Below are 19,559 nucleotides of genomic sequence, written 5' to 3' on the forward strand. Positions count from 1 at the left end.
AAGAATTGTCTCTCGCTTACGGACTGTCTGAGGATCAAAACTGCCATCACGGTCACGAGGTGTCTCTACAGTTACCTCACCATACTGCGTCTGAACAGTTTTAGGCATTTTGCCATTACGACGATTCCCTGACTCACGGGACCCTTCACTCAAGTGAGCATCCATCTCACCCTCAAGAGCTGCATTCAAAATACGCTCCAACATTGGTGCCAATGCACCATCTTTTCCAAACAACGGCTTGCCTGTACGCAACTGCTCGGCTGCCAGCTTGTAATCAATTTCTTCGTTTGCCATCATAAAATAAACGTGTTAAACTACATTTTGTTGTAGCCTGACACAGTTTACTTTACATTCTCATATTTTACAAGAAATGACGTTTCAGAACGCGATATTTTACATAATAACGCCACAATTTTAAAAGTGTAGTTTTGATATTTATCATTGTCATCATGCGCTTCAAAAAAACTGTCAGTCCAAAATTCTCGAACTGACCAGAACTATAAGTTGAATCGCATCTTCAATGTCGTAACCCTTTGCATAGCGTTCCCTTTGCCTTTGGTGATTTTTTAACAACATCGCTATTGGCAACTTGCTTTTGCAGTTCTCCCTCCTTTGGCTGATTTTCTTTCGCCAACTTCAGTTGAATCTTTCGGTCAATTGCCGCCAGTTCAGACTTCAAGCCTTTTAGTTCATAATTTATCATTAAATCGCGCAATATATCGAGAAATTGTTGTAATTTTGCAGCCGAAATGCTTTAAACAACGATGATTGTGGCAAACATGGATCTGAGGCAAAAGCAGATGAAAGAGATAGGTTAAAGTATGGAAACAAGATATTATGAGGTGGCAGGACATCGGTTCTGCGTCAGCGGCGAGGAAGATGTATTCACGCTGATGTCCAACTATGAGCCGTTTGCCTGTGCTGACGGTGAGACTGTGTTTGCCTTAGACGTAGAAAATGGTGATGCTCCTGAATATGTCGAGGAAATGCGACAGGAGGATGAGGGACAGACGATTATCTGCGGACATACGGCTGCAGGTGAAGCGGTCTTTGAATTCTTGCGTCCCGTTGGTAGCAAGCGACCAGAGGTCGAGCGTCATAGGTGGGGCGTAACGGCAGGCTGGCTCGTCTGCTCGGACGACTATAGTCAGGGACGACTCATCACAACGGGCAAGCATGAGAAAATGGCTATTGACAATGCACTGATGATTATGTTCGCCCTGGCGACGGCTGATAAGGGTACGGTGCTGTTCCATGCGGCTGTGGTGAGTTATAAGAATAAAGGATATATGTTCTTAGGCCCAAGCGGCACGGGGAAGAGCACGCACGCCAGTCTGTGGCAGCGGTATATAGCGGGCACGGCATTGGTAAACGATGATAACCCGGTGGTGCGTATCAGCGAGGATGATACAGCGACGGTCTATGGCTCGCCTTGGAGCGGCAAGACTCCTTGCTATCGCAGCGTGCATTACCCATTGGGCGGTATCGTCTTGCTGAGTCAGGCACCATATAATAAGATTGAACGTCTGAACGGCATCTATGCGTATGCGGCTCTGATGGAGAGCATCAGCGGCAAACGCTGGGATGAGCGCATAGCCGACGGTCTGCACCAGACGGAGAACGCGTTGGCATCTTCTATCCCCGTTTGGCATCTGGAATGTCTGCCCGACGAAGAGGCGGCGAAACTGTGTAACGAAACCATTACGCAATGACCGACAATGAGATCATAGAGGAAGCTGTCAGACTGGTGAGGGAAGGCGTGAGCGTGACGTTGCCCGTGAATGGCAACAGCATGCTGCCGTTTATCATCGGGGGCAAGGAGAGCGTCATCCTGCATGGGCCAGGACTCATAGACGTAGGCGACGTGGTGCTGGCATGGGTGGACGGCTGTCGGTATGTGGTGCATCGCATTGTCCGTATTGATGGTGAACGGGTCACACTGATGGGCGACGGCAATCTGGTGGGTACGGAGCATTGTCTGCTCAATGACATCAAGGCCCGGGTGACGCATGTGGTGGACGAGAAGGAGCGTACACATTATTTATATAAAGGGTGGCGGAAGCTGGCTGCAAAGGTGTGGTACTGGCTGCGCCCCGTGAGAAGATATTTATTAGCAATATACAGACGATTATGAGACTGAAGAAAGGATTTGTGCTGCGCGAAGTGTGCGGCGAACGTGTGATTATGGGTGAGGGCCTCGGTGCCATTAACTTCGGTAAACTGCTGGCTCTGAACGAGACGGCGGCATGGTTGTGGCAGCAGGCTCAGGCAATGGGTGACTTCACCGTCGAGGCGCTGGCTGAAAAGCTCTGCGCGGAATACGACGTGACGGCTGACGAGGCCAAGGCCGACGTGAAGGAGATGATAGCCGAATGGCAGAAAGTAGATGTGGTGGAATGAGATATCTCGCATGGCTGTGGCGTAACTCCATGGGCATCCGCTGGAATACGGTGGTGCGCATCGTAACGGGCATCGGGCAGGTGGTGCTCGGACTGCTGATGGTGTGGCTCAGCAAGCGATTCATTGACGAGACCATCCGCACGGGAACGGCTGACGATGTGCTGAGGATGGTTAAACTGTTGGTGCTGACCGTCGTGGGCGGTGTGGTGTTGAGACAAGTGGGCTATTGGCTGAAAACCTCAGCAAATGTACGGCAGTCGAACGCCCTGCGCCTCCGCATCTTCGGCAGGTTGTTTCACAGACAGTTGTTCACGGGCGACGAACTGCACTCAGGAGACGTGTCCTCGCGACTGGCTAAGGACATTGAACAGGTGACAAAAGTCACGACAGATACCCTGCCCGAGATGTTGATTACCGGCATCAAACTCTGCGGCGCCTTCCTGCTGATGCGCTGGTTCGACGAACGGCTGGCATGGGCATTGCTGTTACTGACACCATTGGCCATCGTTTTTGGCAAACTGATTGCTCGTCGGTTGCGCCACATGACGCTCGACATCCGACAGGACGAGAGCCGCATCCAGATGCAGGTGCAGGAAGGCATGGAGCATAATGCCGTGCTACGTTCCTTAGGCTCAGAGCAGTGGGTTACCGACAGGCTCGACACCATGCAGCAACGGCTTCGAGGAAATGTGATGCGACGCCTACGGTTTACAGTCGTCACACGGCTCATCATGGGCTGTGTCTTCGGGCTTGGCTATCTGCTGGCATTTGTGTGGGGAGGCATTGGACTGCGTAACGGCACGATCACTTTCGGCGTGATGACCTCATTTCTGCAACTGGTAAGTATGATTCAAGGCCCTATTCTGCAATTGCTGAACATGGTGCCGGAGGTGATACATGCTACCGCCAGCATTGACCGGCTCGAAGAGTTGGAACAGACAACGCAAGAGCCAACTGTTGCGCGGACAGGCAAAACAAGTTCTAAAGGCATCAACTTCAACGATGTCTCTTTCCGCTATGCCAAGGGCGACCGGGAGATACTTTCCCACTTCACGCATGAATTCAAGGCAGGCTCAAAGACTGCCATTATAGGAGAGACGGGCATCGGAAAGACCACGCTGTTCCGCTTGATACTCGGCTTCATCGAGCCTACCAGCGGACAGGTTGCTATGGGCGGTGAATTGTGTTTCGTGCCACAGGGCAATACCCTGATGAGCGGCACCATTCGCTATAACCTGCAACTGGCAAAACCTGATGCCACCGAAGACGAACTGCGTGAGGTATTACATACAGCATGTGCTGACTTCGTCTTCGATCTGCCCGAGGGCATAGACACCGAACTTGGTGAACGGGGCAGCGGGCTCAGCGAGGGCCAGGCCCAGCGTATCGCCATCGCTCGTGGACTGCTCCACGGTGGCGACATCCTCCTGCTTGACGAGATCAGCAGTTCCCTCGACGAACCCACGGAGCGCGAACTATATCACCGCCTCTTTACGACATACCCACAAAAGACCATGCTTTTCATCACCCACCGAAAGACAATCAGTGAGTTATGCGACGAGGTCGTTTGCCTCTAAATGATATCATCTTTTTACGCAACTGCGAAAAAGAATCTCATAATACAGAACGAACTTAAGAAATATGGATTGTTATTAAAGAAAAGCACCTATTTAATCATTTTCATTATTTGCTTATCGGTGGTTTTAGGGCAGATATTTCTTATTTGAGTGAAGATTCTGTCAAACGACTCTTCAGGCGTTCTATCACACTTGAAGTGTTCTCGTCCATACAATTGTTCGGGAGTCGTAAGTAGTGACCATCCCCAACCATATTCATGATTATGCTTATCAACAGGATATACAAAATCTTCGGTAACAATTCTCGTCGCCATCTGCAACTTTGTTACATATCCATCAAAACGGCTACGCATCTTGGGGCCATTGAAACCGCTGGCTGCACGTAACTCGCGAGTAATCATACTACCATTTTCAGCAAGTGTAAATAGTATTGCCTCTTCAATACTTCCTTCAACAGCTATGGGATGAGCACTACGACGATAGTTGCAGAAATCAGCCCACCACTTTTTACTTATGAAGCCAGCTTTACCAGCAAAGAACTTACCATACACAAGGTGCCCCTCAGTAATCATCTCGCCTTTCCATTTCCAAAGCGGCCAATCCCAACCACCATCCGGCAATATCACATAGCGACAATCTGCAGTAACAAGGTCTTCGGCCGAATACCCTCTTATACCGCTATCTAATAGAGGCAGGAATCCCAGTTCTTCAACTATCTCTATCAGCTGTGCACTGTTATATGCTTGCTTCATACATTTACATTACCGACGGCAAATATACAAAGAAAATCCATATAATGTATTGGTTAATGATAAAAAAGTTTTCATTTTATTCGTATATTCCAAAATATGTCTTATCTTTGCAGGCAATTACGCCAGTCTGTCCCGTGGCAGATTATACCGGTTGGAACTTGTATATCACATCTTCCGTCTGCTCGTGCTGCATAAACATCAGCATATAGATGGGCAGATATGTTACGTTGTCGTTAACCTGCACATTGTCCTGACAGAATACGATGGCGTGTGGGATGGCATATTCTTCGTTGGCCATCACATTGCTTAGGGCACGATGGCGCTCATAGTCCTTGCCCGACTTTACCTCGATGGGCAACACCTCTCCGTTCTGCTCTACCACAAAATCGAGTTCGCCCTGCTTCTTGCTGTTGAAATAGAACAGGTCGTGATTCTGTGCAAAGCCGTGAGCATAGAGTTCCTGCGCCACAAAGTTCTCGAATACAGCACCAAAGTTGATATTGGAATCCTTCTCCAACAATCGCAACTGGATATCACCTCCATACATCGCTGCCAGAAGGCCGACATCATTGAGGAAGAGTTTAAACAGATTGCGCTGTTTGCTAAGCAACAAGGGCAGTCTGGGCTCTTCGACATTATAGGTAGGAAGGGCCACGCCAGCATCCTTCAGCCACAGGAAGCCACTCTCATAGCGACTGAAACGGGCTTTTTCGTTCAGCTCCTTCAGGATAAAACGCTTGTTCTTGGCGTTGAGCTCTGAGGGTATCAGATCGTAGATCTCCTCTATCAGCAGTTTCTTCTTGGGGTCGTATTTCGTAATATCACGTTTGTAGGTACGGATGATGTCGCGCTGCTCGCCCAACACCCGTCGCAGATTGTTTGTGTCAAGGTAGCGCTGAACGGCAGCAGGCATTCCGCCAACAATCAGATAGAGGCGCACCAACTCCATCATGCGCTCGTGGATAAAGCTGTCGACAGGCTTATGCTGCTCGAAACACTCGCGCAAATGAGTCTGTACATCGCTGCTGATGCCAACAGTGGTGGCAAACTCTTGCAAATCAAGTGGATACATCTCGATCTCGCCCATATAGCCCACGGGCACACTCCTTATATCCTTCAGCTCCACCCCTAGCAACGAGCCACTCATCACATAGCGGTAACTACCTTCATCTACAAGGAACTTAATGGCAGTGACAATCTCCTTACACTCCTGCACCTCGTCGAAGAATATAAGCGTCTTGCCTGGAATCAATTGTTTGTGAGTGAATGCAGACAGGCGCAACAAAATGCCCTTGGCATCCTTGGGTTCACTGAAAACAGCAATGGCATCAGGTTGCTCAATGAAGTTGATTTCGACAACATGATCGAAACACTCTTTACCAATCTTACGAATGGCGAAGGTCTTACCTACCTGACGAGCTCCTGTCACCAGCAGCGCACGCTTATCATTCTTGAAAAAGTCGCGAATCGACTCGTTTGCCTTTCTGTCTATCATACTAATTAAAGCTTTATCCGGCTGCAAATATAGTAAAAATTACATTATCCAACAAGAAAAACAGAAAAAATAACACTTTTCCAATGTATTTTTGGCCTAAAATTGACACTTTTCCAATGGATCCCGGATTAAAAACTTACACTTTTCTAAAATTCTGCTATATTTCGCAAATAGGCACCCAGATGAGAGTTCTTGCTTAGGCAAGCGTCTTGGCTAACCAAGCCGAGCGGCGCACCCCCGCAAAGGCATCTATATCCAGAGAGGAAAAAAAGTAGTATACTACTAACGTATATCTATCTCTATCAGCTGTGCACTGTTATATGCTTGCTTCATACATTTACAATAGAAACGACCGCTACTCTCGAGAAGTAACGGTCGCTATGTTTATGAAACCAAGCGGCTAGGTCGAATAGCTCATCATCTCTGCAGATAACTGCAGCCATGCCACCGTTCTTTGCAAGCAAAGCGACCAAAGGTCGAGCGCCGCACATCGTGGCTCTACTTGGTTCCACCTTTCACGCTGCCGCTCGGCTCTGCCGCTTCGCTTGCGAAGAAAGATAAGAACAATTTCCGAAACTTCCAAGTTTTTTACCAAAAATCATTCGATATTCGAATAAGATTTCTTATTCCTTATTATATATAGGTTATTCCATTGGTTTGATCATCGATTCGATGAATTGGATTTCTTCGTCTGTCAGATTGTACTTCTTATAGAGTTCTTCATCCGTCCAGGACTTTGTAAAGTCTTGGAGAGGGACAAACTCAAATACAGATGAAGGGTTATCTTGAGTTTTCTTTTTTACAAAAACTATATACCTAAAGAATCGGGTTGACATATATGTAATAATATTCCTACATGTTAACTCAGAAAAGCTTTCATTATATCCAATTATTAAATATGTTTGCGAACAGACACTATTAGGTTCTCCATAAAAAGCCCTACCAATTATCTGATGCGGAAATGCATCTCCACCATTATATGCTTTAGATATGTATATCTTGTGTAACGATATTGCCTCTCTATTCTTGGGGATATCGGATTCTTTTATCCATGCATATCCTCTTGAATTCATCTGTTTGTTCAAATAATACTTAATAGTATGTTCCTTATCTTTTTCATTTACGAATCCAGTCCAACTTGTTGTAAGTAGCCCATCCTTATCAAAAAAATGTTGTGGACTAACATATTTTGAAAAACAGATATCAGGTATATAGTTTCCTTCAACAGCTTTAATCTTCTCTATTATTTTTGATGCAAAGGTATCTCTTATGACAATCCCTGCTCCCAAAGAATTCAGGAAATCATATCTATGTGACACAATTCCATTCTGGTGCAATGTATAGTTACATCTTCCAGTATTACTTTCACAAAATAAGAAGTAGCTAATACCTCCTTTGATTTCCACTCCATTAAAACAATCCAAGGCATTATAATAATCATGTATGGTCATAATATGATTACAATTAATCATATCATCAACCCAATCGTCAGATATTCCCTGTCCAGTCTTGGTCATCCAACGACTAGGTGAAATCAAAGAGATATATGATGGTTTTAATTTTCTAGATAGTTCAATGAATTGAGGATATACAGCACTTGCAAAAGCACTATTAATTCCTGCTTTCTCCGTTGCTTGCATTACCTGATAAGGAGGATTGCCTACTATTGCGTCTAATTTCATATTCGTATTTTCGTTTATCTTCCAGAAGTGCTTGCCATCACGGAATGTGTTGACAACTGCTTCTGGACGGTCTGTAATGTTTTCGATTAAGTTTGGATAATATTGTGCATTAACTTTTGTATCACGGAATCCTGCAAGCGTGCGCTTGGTGATACTCTTAGCCATAGGAGTCTTGCAGACCACGAGGATGTTTTCCTCAATCGTTGCATCCCAAAGACTCATAGCAAAGGCATGACCTATCTCGCCATACTTTGCCTTAACCTTCTCCACCCTACTCCTATATATATTATAAGCTACGTATAAGGGATAAAGACCACTCTTTGAGTTAATCTCCAAGATATGAGACTCTGGTCGGAACACATCCTGCGTCACCTTTCCACGATCAACATAGCGTGGAACCGATAAGATATCTTTCTCGCCAAACGATTCACCATAGAAGCACCATCCACCCAAACAGTCGCTCATGTGCATGTTTACTACACGCCAAGGCGTCAGCACAGTCTCTTTATCAGGATTGCGGAAGGTGTTGAAGATAGCCGAGATACGTTCTATTCTTTCTTCGATCGTGAACTTATCGGCAGCACGAGCCATCTCTCTGATACGCTTGCCTGCTTCACGGAAGATGTCTGGATCGTAGTACTTCTTAAACTTCTCAAATTTCTCTTTATCTACGCCCTTGGGCATAAACTCCTCCCACGATGTATCGTCTATTAGTTTGGCAAAGTTATCAATAGTGATTTCTTCGTCCTCGTTCTTCAGTTCTGCTCCATAAATCAACAAAGGCATGCGGATAGAGATACCACGCAGAATACTGATGGCATTCTTGCGCTGATTGCTCATAGCCTTTAACTCTTCAAGCCTTGCCTTTTCCTCTGGAGTAAGTTCGCGTCTTGGTTTCTTTTCCAGGCGCTCCTTCTCCTCATATTGTTCTTGGGTAAAGCCCTGATTATTTACGTCAATATCGCCTGTCTTAGCCATGGCCTTAGTGGTACCAATGGTTTTCTTCAAGTCATCAAAATCCCGCAGCTCTACATCCGTCAACTTCAGCAGTTCATCATTATACAGAGCTCCATCCTCGAAACCACACTGAACCACCTTTTCTATCTGAGCTTTCTTCAGCTGGCCCATCATCTTGTTTACATCGTATGGTTTCATCTGGCTACCTTCGATGCTGATGATTGGGCAGAAATTCAGGAAGTCGCCCAATATGCGGCGATCTTCTTCGCTCTGTTTACCAGCCTTGGCTGATACCTTAGCCGTCTCGGCTAACACGCGTAGTGTACGGTCGGGGGCGAAGTCGAAGGCATAACATTGCTCCTTCATACGACCGTGGATTGTAAATGGCGTCTGCACGCGGAAGATGGTTTGCATATATTGTGCAGCAGAGGTGCTGAACGAACCAGCCATCATAAACACAGCCGTCCAAGGCTTTATACTCACGCCAGTTGTCAGTCGGCCACAACTCAAAGTAATGGTATATGTCTCATCAGGATCATCACCTATGGCTCTATTCACCATCTGCAGAGCCTCGTCGTTTTCCTCATCCTCATCGCCATTACCAGCTACATTCACAGTCTGGAACATACCAAACACAGTGTGAGCTTTCAGTTTGGCACTTAATGCCTTGGCAGCTTTTACTCCAGGTACCAACCATAACGTATGGCGGAATATCCTGCGGAACTCGTCGTTGCTATATGGATAGAGACTGTCTTTATCTTCCTTACAGAGTAAATCCAAGAAACGGTCTACATCCTTATCGTGCACAAATGTACCATCATCCTTAGTACGGAAAAACTCACGGAAGTTGAACGCTTTTTCATCCTCAATATATTCGCCCATCAGATTACCCAGGTCGTAGGTATAGATGTTGATAGCCGGCAGCGAGGCGTAAGGGTTAGGCTCGTATGGATTATCCACAGCCCAAGCCTGTTTGGCTTTCTGTTCCATCACATAGTCCCAGGTAAATATCTCGTTCTCGCTATAATCATCAAACAGATTGAATGGTGTACCCGATAGTTGCAGCGCTTTAGTAGTAGGCTTTACCAGCTCCTTCAGTACGTTCTGACCGAGTTCTGTCTTAGTCCCTTCGTGGGCTTCGTCTACTATCACAAAGTCCCACTTGGCCTGGAATATCTCGTTATTCTTATCGAACTTTCCCCCTACCTGTTCTGAACCTCTAAGGTCTTGCATGGATGCAAAGTACACATACTTATTGCCTTTGGCAGCCAACTGTTCGAGTTTTCCGAATAGTTCGCCGTTGTTCTTGGAACCATAATGATACTCCTTGCTATCATAGAATATCTTCTTGAAATCATCGAACCATCCTTCATCGACCACAGGACGATGCGTTAATATCAGAGTACGTGCGAATCCTTCTTCTTTAACCACCTGTAAAGCTGAGAGAGTTTTACCGAATCGCATTTTTGCATTCCAGAGCATCTGGTTTCCACGTTTGAATTGCTTACGGGTTTTAGCGATAGCAGCACTCTGTTCTGGGCGGAAGATAACTGGCGACTGACCTTGCGTAATATCAGATGGCTTCAGGCTATTTTCCATCCTTTTGGCCGCAGAGATGGCTTTTTTGACTGTTTCCAGATCACAGCAATACCATTCATCGGCACCTTTAACCCCAGCAAATTCTTTTTGCTTAATGCCACTGCGTTCCAGTACACGATGTATCTGTTTATCGTTAAGCGACAAAATCAAGCCATTGTGATTGAAACTGGCACTACATGTATATAGCAACTGATAAGCTATACCCGCAGTAGCTGTATATTGCCTGATACGGTTATGAGCAGCTTTTTGATAGAGTTCACAATTGGGATACAGCTCTTCGCCATTGTCATCGTCAAGAGTGGTTTCACCTATTTTCAGGCAGTCGCTATGTGCTTCATCGTTAATGGCAAACACATAGATTAGTTTGGCTTTTAGTGAGGATTCGAATGTTGCCATAGGTCTTTATTTTTTGATAAGGTCAATAAATCGTATCTTCCGGTTATTCTCTTTAGTCACAGGGTCTTTCGCTCCCCAGTCGCGTAGCAGGCAGTATATGCCGTTATGGTGGTAATAGCCTCCGTCGACACACCCTTGGCAAGGTTTCTCCTTGCCTTCAGAACTAAACAGATCAACCATTTCAACCTCGGCATGACAACTGTCGGGCACCACGCCTTTCAGACCATCCATCTGCCAAAGGTTCCACGATATGATGTAAGCGATGTAGTTGATGCTCTTGATGAGTGGCGCCTTGCCGAACCTCTGCTGATAGTACTCGATAAAAGTCCAAAGGAGTGCTTCGCGAGCCAACAGCAGGTTGTCGCCCTGCCACTCAAAGCCATAAGTATTCATGTAGGCCTTCTGAGCCCAGTCGAGCCAATCGCCACTTGTTTCAGTGTTCTCGCTTACCACGCGCAGTTTACGGTCGAGCAGTCCTATTCGTTGTTCTATTGGGATTGGTTCACCTGTTGTTGTATCATATCTACTTACCAGATACGGCGCCTCACCACATGTCATTTCCATTCGGGTGGCTCGCACATAGTCCTTCCATGTCTTTCCCTCTGGGAATTCAATCTTATCGGGATTTGGAGCCCATGTATGCTGCTCAGTATCTTCAGTGTTGAACACATTCTTACGCCCAAACCACGCTTCGTCAACCAGATTGTTCTGGGCATTGCACACCCACGAAGGTGTGAATACCTCTGCCATATCCTTGGCACGACCGGTCTGATTCTCCTTCGATTTAAGCACACGAGGTCTTATCACCATACCTCTATCGCCCGTAATCAACTGGGGCAATATCTCGGAATGGTAATCGTATTCAGGACCAAGCGCCTCGTAGTCGTGCGTAGCCCAGAATATATTCTTACCCGTGGTATGGTCACGCAGCAGTGTATCAAGCACCTCTGCCGACAATTCCAACAGGTCGTTCTCCCTGATATCAATAATCGGGAGCTCGCTGTTTTTATTTGGCATACTTCGCGCTTATAGCTAATGGCAAAAGCACTTATCGGATTCTTTTGGGCTTATAATCACAAGACCACTATGTACGAAGAAAGCGTGTCCGCTCCTTATCGAACATAGAGGCCCTGAGAAAGCCCAGTAGAAAGATAAGTGACGTCCACGCCCTAAGCGCAGACATTCACAATTATCAGTTATCTACTTCTTTTAGAAATTTCTCAGGTTCCTATGTTCACCGAATAACTGCTAATGCTGTTATATTTTACCCTCAAAAGTCACACCGGCCCTCCACCGAGGTATGTGCCAGTGATCGAATGCAAAGGTAGAAACTTTTAGGGAAACTTGCAAATAAAACACAAGAAAAGTTTCAAAAAAGGGCCCTATTATAGGGATTTTTGTCTAATGTTGGACATGATTTCTAGGGTTTTGAGAGGTTTGCCTGTTTTTTTATATTTTTTATTTGCCCAAATGGCAAATAATGGATAAATTTGCAGTAAAATAGTTATCCAATAATGAAAAAGAAAACTCAGTATTCATCGCCTGGCTCATCTTGTTGGGCTGCATTCCTCAAGATGGGCGCTTTATTAGAAAACTCTCCAACCATTAACGGGCACATATTATTTGGTCAATAATATTTATTGACATAATTCACCATTAATTATTAATTTAAACATTAATTATCATGAAGATTAATAAGGAACGGGCGCAAGTCCGTCTAAGGGATTTTTGGCCCCAATTTCTAAAACATTTTCTAAAAGAATTACATAAACTATTCGATGGAAAGTTCTATGTAACACGTAATTACAATGGGTTTAAAGAAGAGATCTACATCTGTTTTAATTTCGAGTTAGTAGAGTGCAAAGAGATATATGCTGTACTTGCAAGAATACTTGATGGACATGACACATGGGGATTTCTAAACATGTTGACAGAAAAACTGGCGGAGATTTCGAATCTGGCATTAGGAGATGATATATCTAACAACATTCAAACCCGAGGTAGTAGTATTAATCGAGGAATAAACAGATATAAATCATAATCATTATACAATGAACATTCAAGAACTAAAGGTATCACTATTTGCCAACCATCATGCTTACACAAGCTCGCTTGTGTCGTTAACTCAGATCGTAAACATGATACGATTCGACAGGATTATTGCGGCTAACACCGAGAGCTATCGTAAGACCATGGTTGTGATGGGCAAGAAACATGCCAACACTCACATCAAACAGAAGCTGGTACCAGCATTCAGCGTGGCCGTTACTTTTCACGGATTGGGGCACAGCGAAAGCCAGGCCGAACAGTTTACAGGGCTTGCCCATTGTGACATTGACCACTTTGACTCCGAAGCCAAACTTGAGGCTGCCTTCGAACGACTGTCAAAAGATCCGCATGTACTGCTGATGTATCGAACGATAAGTGGACTTGGGCTGCGTGTGTTATATTGGTATAAGCGCGAGAACAACAAGCGAATCGACGACACATCGTGGCGAGGAGCCTACTATGTTGGTAACGAGCATCTGGCAGCCATTGCGCAACATGAATACGACGATCAGACATCCGACTACACCCGATTATCGGGTATGGCTGGCGATCAGAATGTGTATGTCAATCCGAAAGCCGAGCCATTCATCGTTACCGATGATATGATTGTAGTGCAGAACTGCGAGCATCAGGAGCACGGACGGCCACGAAAGGTGTATGGTGCCAAGAGCTTTGAGACCACAGCCGACGAGGCATGGCAACGAGTACAACAGATGCTGAATGAGAAGAACGTGAGATATGAGCCGGGCCATCACCACGACTACATTATGCATGCAGCCTACCTGTTTAAACGTTTTGGTGTTCCACTGGATGATGTCATCAAGTTTGCCGATATCGAGTGGCCCGACCATCCTAAAGACGAGCGCAACCGAGCCATACGACATCAATACAAGGACGATACTCTCTTAGGTACATGGCGTCTGAACGCTAGCGAGAAATCTCGCGACAACAGCCTGCTCACGCTGCCCGAGATTCGCAAATGGCTGTCGGAGCGCGTCTCGTGTTGTTACAATACCGTCACCTGTCAAGTATTCTGGTGTTCGAAGGCCGATGTGCCTGAGGCAAATACTGATGGCGAAGAAACATTACTGCCCCTAACAGCCGACGTATGGAAGCCGCTAGACACTATTGAAATAAACACGCGATACAATCAGATAACATTCGACACCGGCCGACGAATTAAAGACGGCGACATGGAGCGCGTTTACTATAGCGACTTTGCCCGCCCGGTGCATCCCATACGTCAGTATATGCAGTTGCTACCCGACTGGGACGGTCGCGACCGTGTGCTCGAACTCGCTCTGCATATACACGTGGTAGCGGCAGCAGTTGGCATGACTGATAGCGAGACACATGAAGCCATGCTTTGGGCAATGCACAAGTGGCTATTGGCCATGATTGCCTCATGGTTATACGACAACATTGAGAATCAGGCTATTTTTACGCTTATTGGTCCTCAAGGCATATACAAAACCACCTTTTTCCGTTTCCTACTCCCCCCGCCATTACAGTCGTATTTTAAAGAAAACAAGAAGAACTCTGTGGGCCAGAAAGATGACTTGATAGCCATGGTAGAAAACTGCCTGATATCGCTTGATGAGGTTGATGCATTTGAGGGAGCCGAACTGTCGAGACTCAAAGGTGTGGTAACATCAGAGAAGATAAAATTACGCCGCCCCTACGCCAAAGCTCCCGAGGAACATACCCGCATGGCATCTCTCTGCGCCACAACCAATATCGAGCATATTCTTACCGACCTATCGGGCAACCGCCGATGGCTGTGCTTCAAGGTGAGTAGCATCGACGATCCGCATCAATGGGACTTAGACTATGAGCAGCTATATGCCCAACTGCTGAAGGAATTTCGCGACGGATTTCCCTATTACTTTACGCCCGAAGACGAAGCGAGGATTAACAAACTCAACGAGCCCTTTATGCTTATAAGCCCCGAAGAGCAGCTTATATCCATCCGCCTGCGCAAGCCTCGCGGCCGTGAGCCTTATAAACTCATGAGTTCAGAGATGATCAACCAGCTTCTCAATTATGGCCGACATACCCACCTGTTCTCCAACCGCAAGATTGGGGATGTGATGAGTCGTCTCGGATATACAAGAGAGCACAAGAAATCAGGTTATTACTATAGAGTGGTTGAGATACCATTCGACCAGCAACAAATATTTATTGCTGAAGATAACGGAGGACATTCTTTCGAATTAGAAGACCCGCAAGAGCCTGATTCTCAATAACTTGAGTCACCCCTAGAAACATAAAGGTGATATAGTGACATAGGGAAAAGTAAACTTCTATAAGAAAAAATAAAAAAGTGGTACATTTTCTTTTTTGCATAGATAGTTCGCATATATCTATATCACTATATCACCAAATAACAGCTAATTATCTAATAATTAATAGGTTACAAGGATTATTAAAAAAAAGAAGCATTATGTTAGAAGTAAAAGACTATTCAAAGCAAGAGTTGGCAGATGCAATCTATGCCAACAACATCAAACCAGAAAGCCGACTGCACAAACTATGGCGCGAAACAACTCATTGCCCTGACCTAATGGCCGACCTGCGTCGACTACATTATCGTACTGGCGACACCGGCTATACAGCCCAAATGGTAGAACGCATCAAGTATTATCTGTGCATAGATTGAATATTTGTAAATTCTAAATTATTATGCTTATTGTGCCGATTATGATGGATTCTGCGTACAAAACGCCTTCGCCAATGTTGTACCTTTGTACTCGTTAAGGCAAGTGAGCCAGGTGTAGGCAGTTTAGGGTTGTCCTAGCGTCATCTTCCACCCGTTCCGAAGTCATCTACGACTCGTTCCGCAGTCATCTTAGGGGGGTAAAGTGACTCATCTACGACCGCAAAGTGATTGAGATTCGAGCGAAAGAAACGTCAACTACGACCCGAACATCCCCCACCCTCACACGCCCCTTTAATGTAAAATTTAAAATGTTAAATTTAAAATGAGTCAGAAGTACATCAAGACAAAGAACAACAACTCGTTCAACGAGAAGTGCTATGGCAAGTATTATGCCCAGCCAGTGTATGACCAGAAGTTCATCGAGACCGATGAGATTGCCGACTTCATCCAGACCCAGGCCACATTGAAGCGCAGCGACATCAAGGCTGCTCTCGACGAGCTGGGCGCAGCCATGAAGCATTTCCTGGAGATGGGACAGAAGATCCGTCTGGCAGGCATCGGCATCTTTAAGGTTGGTTTCTCAAGCATCGGCGTTACCGATCCCGCCAGCTGCACCGCCGCCACCATCACCTCGCGCCGCGTGCTGTTCCAGCCAGAAGTAGAGCGCATCGTGACAGGCTCGGCCGAGAAGGATGGCAAGATTGTACAGAAGTACGTGAATGCCAAGACGCTGGTTAAGGACGTGGTATTCGAGGAGACCCACGACAACTCGATGAAGGTCGAGTCGTCAACCGACGATAACAACAACGACAGCCCAACCGGTGGCCTCACCCCTAACCCCGGCGATTAATCAGACCAAGGGGGAACATGGAGTCCGGGATAAAGCTACGGCCAAACAGGTAGCATAGCCTACAACATTGTCAAATCACGGCCGTGAAAGCCATCTGCTACATGCTCCCCCTTCCCTTTAAATTAAATCCGTATCATCAATAGGTAAAAAATTAATTATTATGAAAATGAAATTATCGTCTTGGAAACCAGTATTTAAGTTCCTGTCAATGCTCTTTGCCACACTCGCAGGCTCAGCACTATTCTCAAGTTGTATCCACTAACTCATGTAATCATGAATAAACAACTTATTCCATTAAATCACGACGACGTGAAACTATTAATAGTTCACTGTTCGGCCACCCGCAGCGACCGCAACTTCTCGGTAGATAACCTGATTGCCACAGGCAAAGCCAGGTTCGGCCAACCCAGTTACCACTGGTACATCCGCCGCAATGGTAACCTGATTCCTATCCTGCCCGAGACGGTTCGAGGTGCCCACGCCCGAGGTTACAACCGCTGTTCGCTGGGTATCTGCTACGAAGGCGGATTGGATCCACAAGGCCGAAAGGTCGACACCCGTACTCCCCAGCAGAAAGCTGCTCTCTTCGAGCTACTGAAGCAACTTCACCGTGACTACCCCAAGGCCCGCATCATTGGGCACAAGGAACTGCCCAACGTAGCCAAAGAGTGCCCCTGCTTCACCCCCAGCACCGAGTACGCCTGCCTACAGCCTGAGGCATAGCCTAAAAAGGAAATCCCAGCTCAAGTGAGTTGGGATTTCTTTGTAATAGCCAATTATTCGCCATCAAAAGGCAACTCGCCCAGATATTTGTCAAAATCGCTTTGGAACAGACGGTCTTGTACTATGCGATACTTCTCGAACTCTGTTTCTGCATGTTTACCCTCACGACGACATCCTCTCATCCATAAAGGTCGGAAGTGGTGCGTCAATAGGCAAAGCGGGATTTATTACACGCAGAAAGATCGTTTTTCCATTATTTTCTCTTTAAAATCATTAAAATCTAGTGGATTGTTTTGCTTTCTCGAAGAAATTCACTAAATTTGCGTTCAAATCATATAAAAAGGAAAAGATGAAAGATTTAGATTGCCGAGTTGTTGGAGTGTGATACAAGGGTTTTAATTACAAGTAAATACACAACAGAACTATGATCAATATAAGAAATCTGGAAGCAGAATTTTATTGCTAACTATCTTTGAAAATAATTTAAGACTAAAAATTGATCTGTAACGATGATAGATTTTAAAGGTATTCACAAGACCTACCCTGGAGAAGTGCCCCTCCACGTGCTCAAAGGCGTAGACCTTCATATTGATGAAGGAGAACTGGTCAGCATCATGGGTCCATCTGGCTCTGGTAAGAGCACCATGCTCAATATTATGGGGATCCTCGACGACTACGACGAAGGCGAATATCGATTGGCTGGACGTTTGGTGAAAAACCTCAATGAGAAGACTGAAGCGCTTTATCGCAATGAGCTGATAGGTTTCATCTTCCAGTCGTTCAACCTGATTAATTTCAAGAACGCCATGGAGAATGTGGCAGTGCCGCTCTATTACCGTGGCGTAAAACGGAAGGAACGAAACAGGCTTGCCATGGAGTATCTGGAAAAGGTGGGGCTCGCCGAACATTGGCATCATCTGCCCATGCAGCTTTCTGGAGGTCAGCGTCAGCGTGTTGCCATTGCCCGTGCACTCATCTCGCATCCCAAGATTATCCTGGCCGATGAGCCAACAGGAGCGCTTGACAGCAAGACCACACAGGAGGTGATGGACATGCTGCGGGAGGTGAACCGCAAGGAGGGCCAGACGGTCATCATCGTGACTCACGAACAGGAGATTGCCAACCAGACCGACCGGAGGATATTCTTCAAGGACGGTGTCATATTCAAGGACGAGAAATGAGGGATGTCATCGATGAGGTAAGAGCCTCCATGCAAAACAACCGCCAGCGCATCTGGTTGACAGGATTCGCTATCGGTTGGGGTATGTTCATCCTGGTGACGCTGCTGGGTTCGGCCGGAGGTATTCAGAAGGGTGTCTACAAGGGTGGTAATCTCGATATGCCTCAGCTCATCACACTCGCCACGGGCAAGACCTCCATACCCTGGAACGGCATGAATACTGACCGTATGGTGGAGATGACCCTCGAAGATGCAAATGCACTGTGGAACCAGCATTTCGATTATGTCGCTAATGTGTATCCCACGTTCAATCAGGCTGTGCAGGCTGTCAGCGGGAGCGAGTATGTGAACACCTCCTTAACAGGATGTACACCGAGTTACATTATTGCACAATATTATAAGATCTTTCGCGGGCGTGACATCAACCATACTGATATTGAGGAGCAGCGTAAAGTCTGTGTGCTTTCCAGCCGTATGTGTCGCGAGATGTTTGGTGACAAGAATCCTGTAGGATGCGAAGTGATCTTCGACGGAAACATCTTTTTAGTGGTAGGTGAGTGTCGTTATCTTTTTGAAGGCTATCAAGCCATCAGTGCTTATGCGCCCATCTCTACAGTGATGGCACTATACAGTCCTACGAAACCGGCCCTGAGTATGATGCAGGTGGAATATGCCGGCATAGAAGACTTGGACGAGCTACACCATCTCACTTCCGATATCCGGAATTTCATATCACCTCGTATCGGGTGCAGTCCTCAGGACAGCAAGGCATTGGTCATCAGAAACGATTTTGAGACGGTGATCAATATGACAAAAGTACTTTCCTATCTTGGCATTTTCGTATGGATTATTGGTATTGCTACACTATTAGCAGGTGTGGTGGGCGTTTCCAACATCATGCTTATCACGGTGCGTGAACGCACCCGTGAGCTTGGTGTGCGAAGAGCTATGGGTGCCAGCAGTGGAAGTATCATCAGGCTGGTGCTTATCGAGGCTGTCATCATCACGATGATATTCGGCTATGCAGGTATGATGCTCGGCATCGGGCTTACCCAGCTGCTGTCGGCAGTCTTGGGCGGCAGTGTACCCTATTTCACTGACCCTACTGTTGAGTTTGGTATGGTTGTGGGGTGTAACCTCATCATGATACTGGCTGGCATCGCAGCCGGCTATGTGCCGGCAAAAAGGGCCGTCACCATCAAACTCGTGGATGCGCTGACATCATAAATTATCTAATTGT

19 protein-coding genes are annotated in these 19,559 nt (G+C 46.2%); 11 read left to right on the forward strand and 8 right to left on the reverse strand.

Translation table 11 applies throughout. The features are described from left to right. Both BUB86_RS15730 and BUB86_RS15735 read right to left on the reverse strand, forming a co-directional pair. A partial coding sequence (locus BUB86_RS15730; protein ID WP_175549522.1) for a transposase occupies positions 1 to 294 on the reverse strand: 294 nt, incomplete at its 3' end. Between the two features lie 223 nt (positions 295 to 517). Further along, entirely contained in the window at positions 518 to 703 is a 186-nt protein-coding gene (locus BUB86_RS15735; RefSeq protein WP_073211347.1) for a hypothetical protein, read from the reverse strand. Positions 704 to 821: 118 nt separating this feature from the next. On the opposite strand from BUB86_RS15735, the gene BUB86_RS15740 reads away from it, so the two are divergent. From BUB86_RS15740 to BUB86_RS15755, 4 genes are read left to right on the forward strand one after another with little or no spacing between them, the layout of a single operon-like run. After that, positions 822 to 1,712 (forward strand): hypothetical protein, encoded by an 891-nt coding sequence (locus BUB86_RS15740; RefSeq protein ID WP_073211350.1) that lies wholly within the window; start codon positions 822 to 824, stop codon positions 1,710 to 1,712. A gap of 53 nt (positions 1,713 to 1,765) precedes the next feature. Continuing rightward, positions 1,766 to 2,134, forward strand: a complete 369-nt coding sequence (locus BUB86_RS15745; protein ID WP_254795198.1) for a S24/S26 family peptidase — start codon at positions 1,766 to 1,768, stop codon at positions 2,132 to 2,134. Then, complete coding sequence (locus BUB86_RS15750; RefSeq protein WP_073211356.1) at positions 2,131 to 2,400, forward strand: PqqD family protein; 270 nt, start codon at positions 2,131 to 2,133, stop codon at positions 2,398 to 2,400. Before BUB86_RS15745 ends, BUB86_RS15750 begins: the two co-directional genes overlap by 4 nt. Positions 2,401 to 2,429: 29 nt before the next feature. Then, on the forward strand, positions 2,430 to 3,977 hold the full coding sequence (locus BUB86_RS15755; protein ID WP_262503410.1) for an ABC transporter ATP-binding protein: 1,548 nt from the start codon (positions 2,430 to 2,432) through the stop codon (positions 3,975 to 3,977). An 89-nt stretch (positions 3,978 to 4,066) separates the two neighbouring features. On the opposite strand, the gene BUB86_RS15760 is transcribed toward BUB86_RS15755, so the two are convergent. The 5 genes from BUB86_RS15760 to BUB86_RS15775 form a co-directional block, all read right to left on the reverse strand. After that, positions 4,067 to 4,729, reverse strand: coding sequence for a hypothetical protein (locus tag BUB86_RS15760; RefSeq protein WP_073211362.1), 663 nt, complete (start codon positions 4,727 to 4,729; stop codon positions 4,067 to 4,069). A gap of 142 nt (positions 4,730 to 4,871) precedes the next feature. Beyond that, entirely contained in the window at positions 4,872 to 6,224 is a 1,353-nt protein-coding gene (locus tag BUB86_RS15765; protein ID WP_073211365.1) for an ATP-binding protein, read from the reverse strand. Between the two features lie 329 nt (positions 6,225 to 6,553). Continuing rightward, positions 6,554 to 6,736 (reverse strand): hypothetical protein, encoded by a 183-nt coding sequence (locus BUB86_RS17330; RefSeq protein ID WP_139261680.1) that lies wholly within the window; start codon positions 6,734 to 6,736, stop codon positions 6,554 to 6,556. A 132-nt stretch (positions 6,737 to 6,868) separates the two neighbouring features. After that, complete coding sequence (locus tag BUB86_RS15770) at positions 6,869 to 10,858, reverse strand: Eco57I restriction-modification methylase domain-containing protein (protein ID WP_073211368.1); 3,990 nt, start codon at positions 10,856 to 10,858, stop codon at positions 6,869 to 6,871. A gap of 6 nt (positions 10,859 to 10,864) precedes the next feature. Next, entirely contained in the window at positions 10,865 to 11,875 is a 1,011-nt protein-coding gene (locus BUB86_RS15775) for a restriction endonuclease subunit M (RefSeq protein WP_073211371.1), read from the reverse strand. Positions 11,876 to 12,542: 667 nt separating this feature from the next. On the opposite strand from BUB86_RS15775, the gene BUB86_RS15780 reads away from it, so the two are divergent. From BUB86_RS15780 to BUB86_RS15800, 5 genes are all read left to right on the forward strand, one after another. Then, the gene (locus tag BUB86_RS15780; RefSeq protein WP_073211374.1) at positions 12,543 to 12,899 is read left to right on the forward strand and encodes a hypothetical protein; all 357 of its coding nucleotides are present in this window, start codon (positions 12,543 to 12,545) and stop codon (positions 12,897 to 12,899) included. Between the two features lie 10 nt (positions 12,900 to 12,909). Beyond that, the gene (locus BUB86_RS15785; protein ID WP_081373295.1) at positions 12,910 to 15,153 is read left to right on the forward strand and encodes a VapE domain-containing protein; all 2,244 of its coding nucleotides are present in this window, start codon (positions 12,910 to 12,912) and stop codon (positions 15,151 to 15,153) included. A 197-nt stretch (positions 15,154 to 15,350) separates the two neighbouring features. Further along, entirely contained in the window at positions 15,351 to 15,566 is a 216-nt protein-coding gene (locus BUB86_RS15790; RefSeq protein WP_073211381.1) for a DUF4248 domain-containing protein, read from the forward strand. 322 nt (positions 15,567 to 15,888) lie between these two features. Beyond that, a complete protein-coding gene (locus BUB86_RS15795; RefSeq protein WP_073211385.1) occupies positions 15,889 to 16,416 on the forward strand; it encodes an HU family DNA-binding protein in 528 nt (175 codons plus the stop codon). A gap of 273 nt (positions 16,417 to 16,689) precedes the next feature. Then, positions 16,690 to 17,139 (forward strand): N-acetylmuramoyl-L-alanine amidase, encoded by a 450-nt coding sequence (locus BUB86_RS15800; RefSeq protein WP_073211388.1) that lies wholly within the window; start codon positions 16,690 to 16,692, stop codon positions 17,137 to 17,139. A gap of 53 nt (positions 17,140 to 17,192) precedes the next feature. Here the strand turns inward: BUB86_RS15800 and BUB86_RS18170 are convergent, their stop codons facing one another. Then, complete coding sequence (locus BUB86_RS18170; RefSeq protein ID WP_262503409.1) at positions 17,193 to 17,321, reverse strand: hypothetical protein; 129 nt, start codon at positions 17,319 to 17,321, stop codon at positions 17,193 to 17,195. Positions 17,322 to 17,648: 327 nt separating this feature from the next. Between BUB86_RS18170 and BUB86_RS15805 the strand changes: the two genes are divergently transcribed. After that, a complete protein-coding gene (locus BUB86_RS15805) occupies positions 17,649 to 18,320 on the forward strand; it encodes an ABC transporter ATP-binding protein (protein WP_073211391.1) in 672 nt (223 codons plus the stop codon). Beyond that, positions 18,317 to 19,546 carry an ABC transporter permease gene (locus BUB86_RS15810; protein WP_073211394.1) on the forward strand — a complete coding sequence of 410 codons (1,230 nt, stop codon included), beginning with the start codon at positions 18,317 to 18,319 and terminating at the stop codon, positions 19,544 to 19,546. Before BUB86_RS15805 ends, BUB86_RS15810 begins: the two co-directional genes overlap by 4 nt. Positions 19,547 to 19,559 lie beyond the last annotated feature (13 nt).

It is taken from the genome of Xylanibacter ruminicola (assembly GCF_900142525.1).
In the GTDB taxonomy this organism is placed as follows: Bacteria; Bacteroidota; Bacteroidia; order Bacteroidales; family Bacteroidaceae; genus Prevotella; species Prevotella ruminicola_A.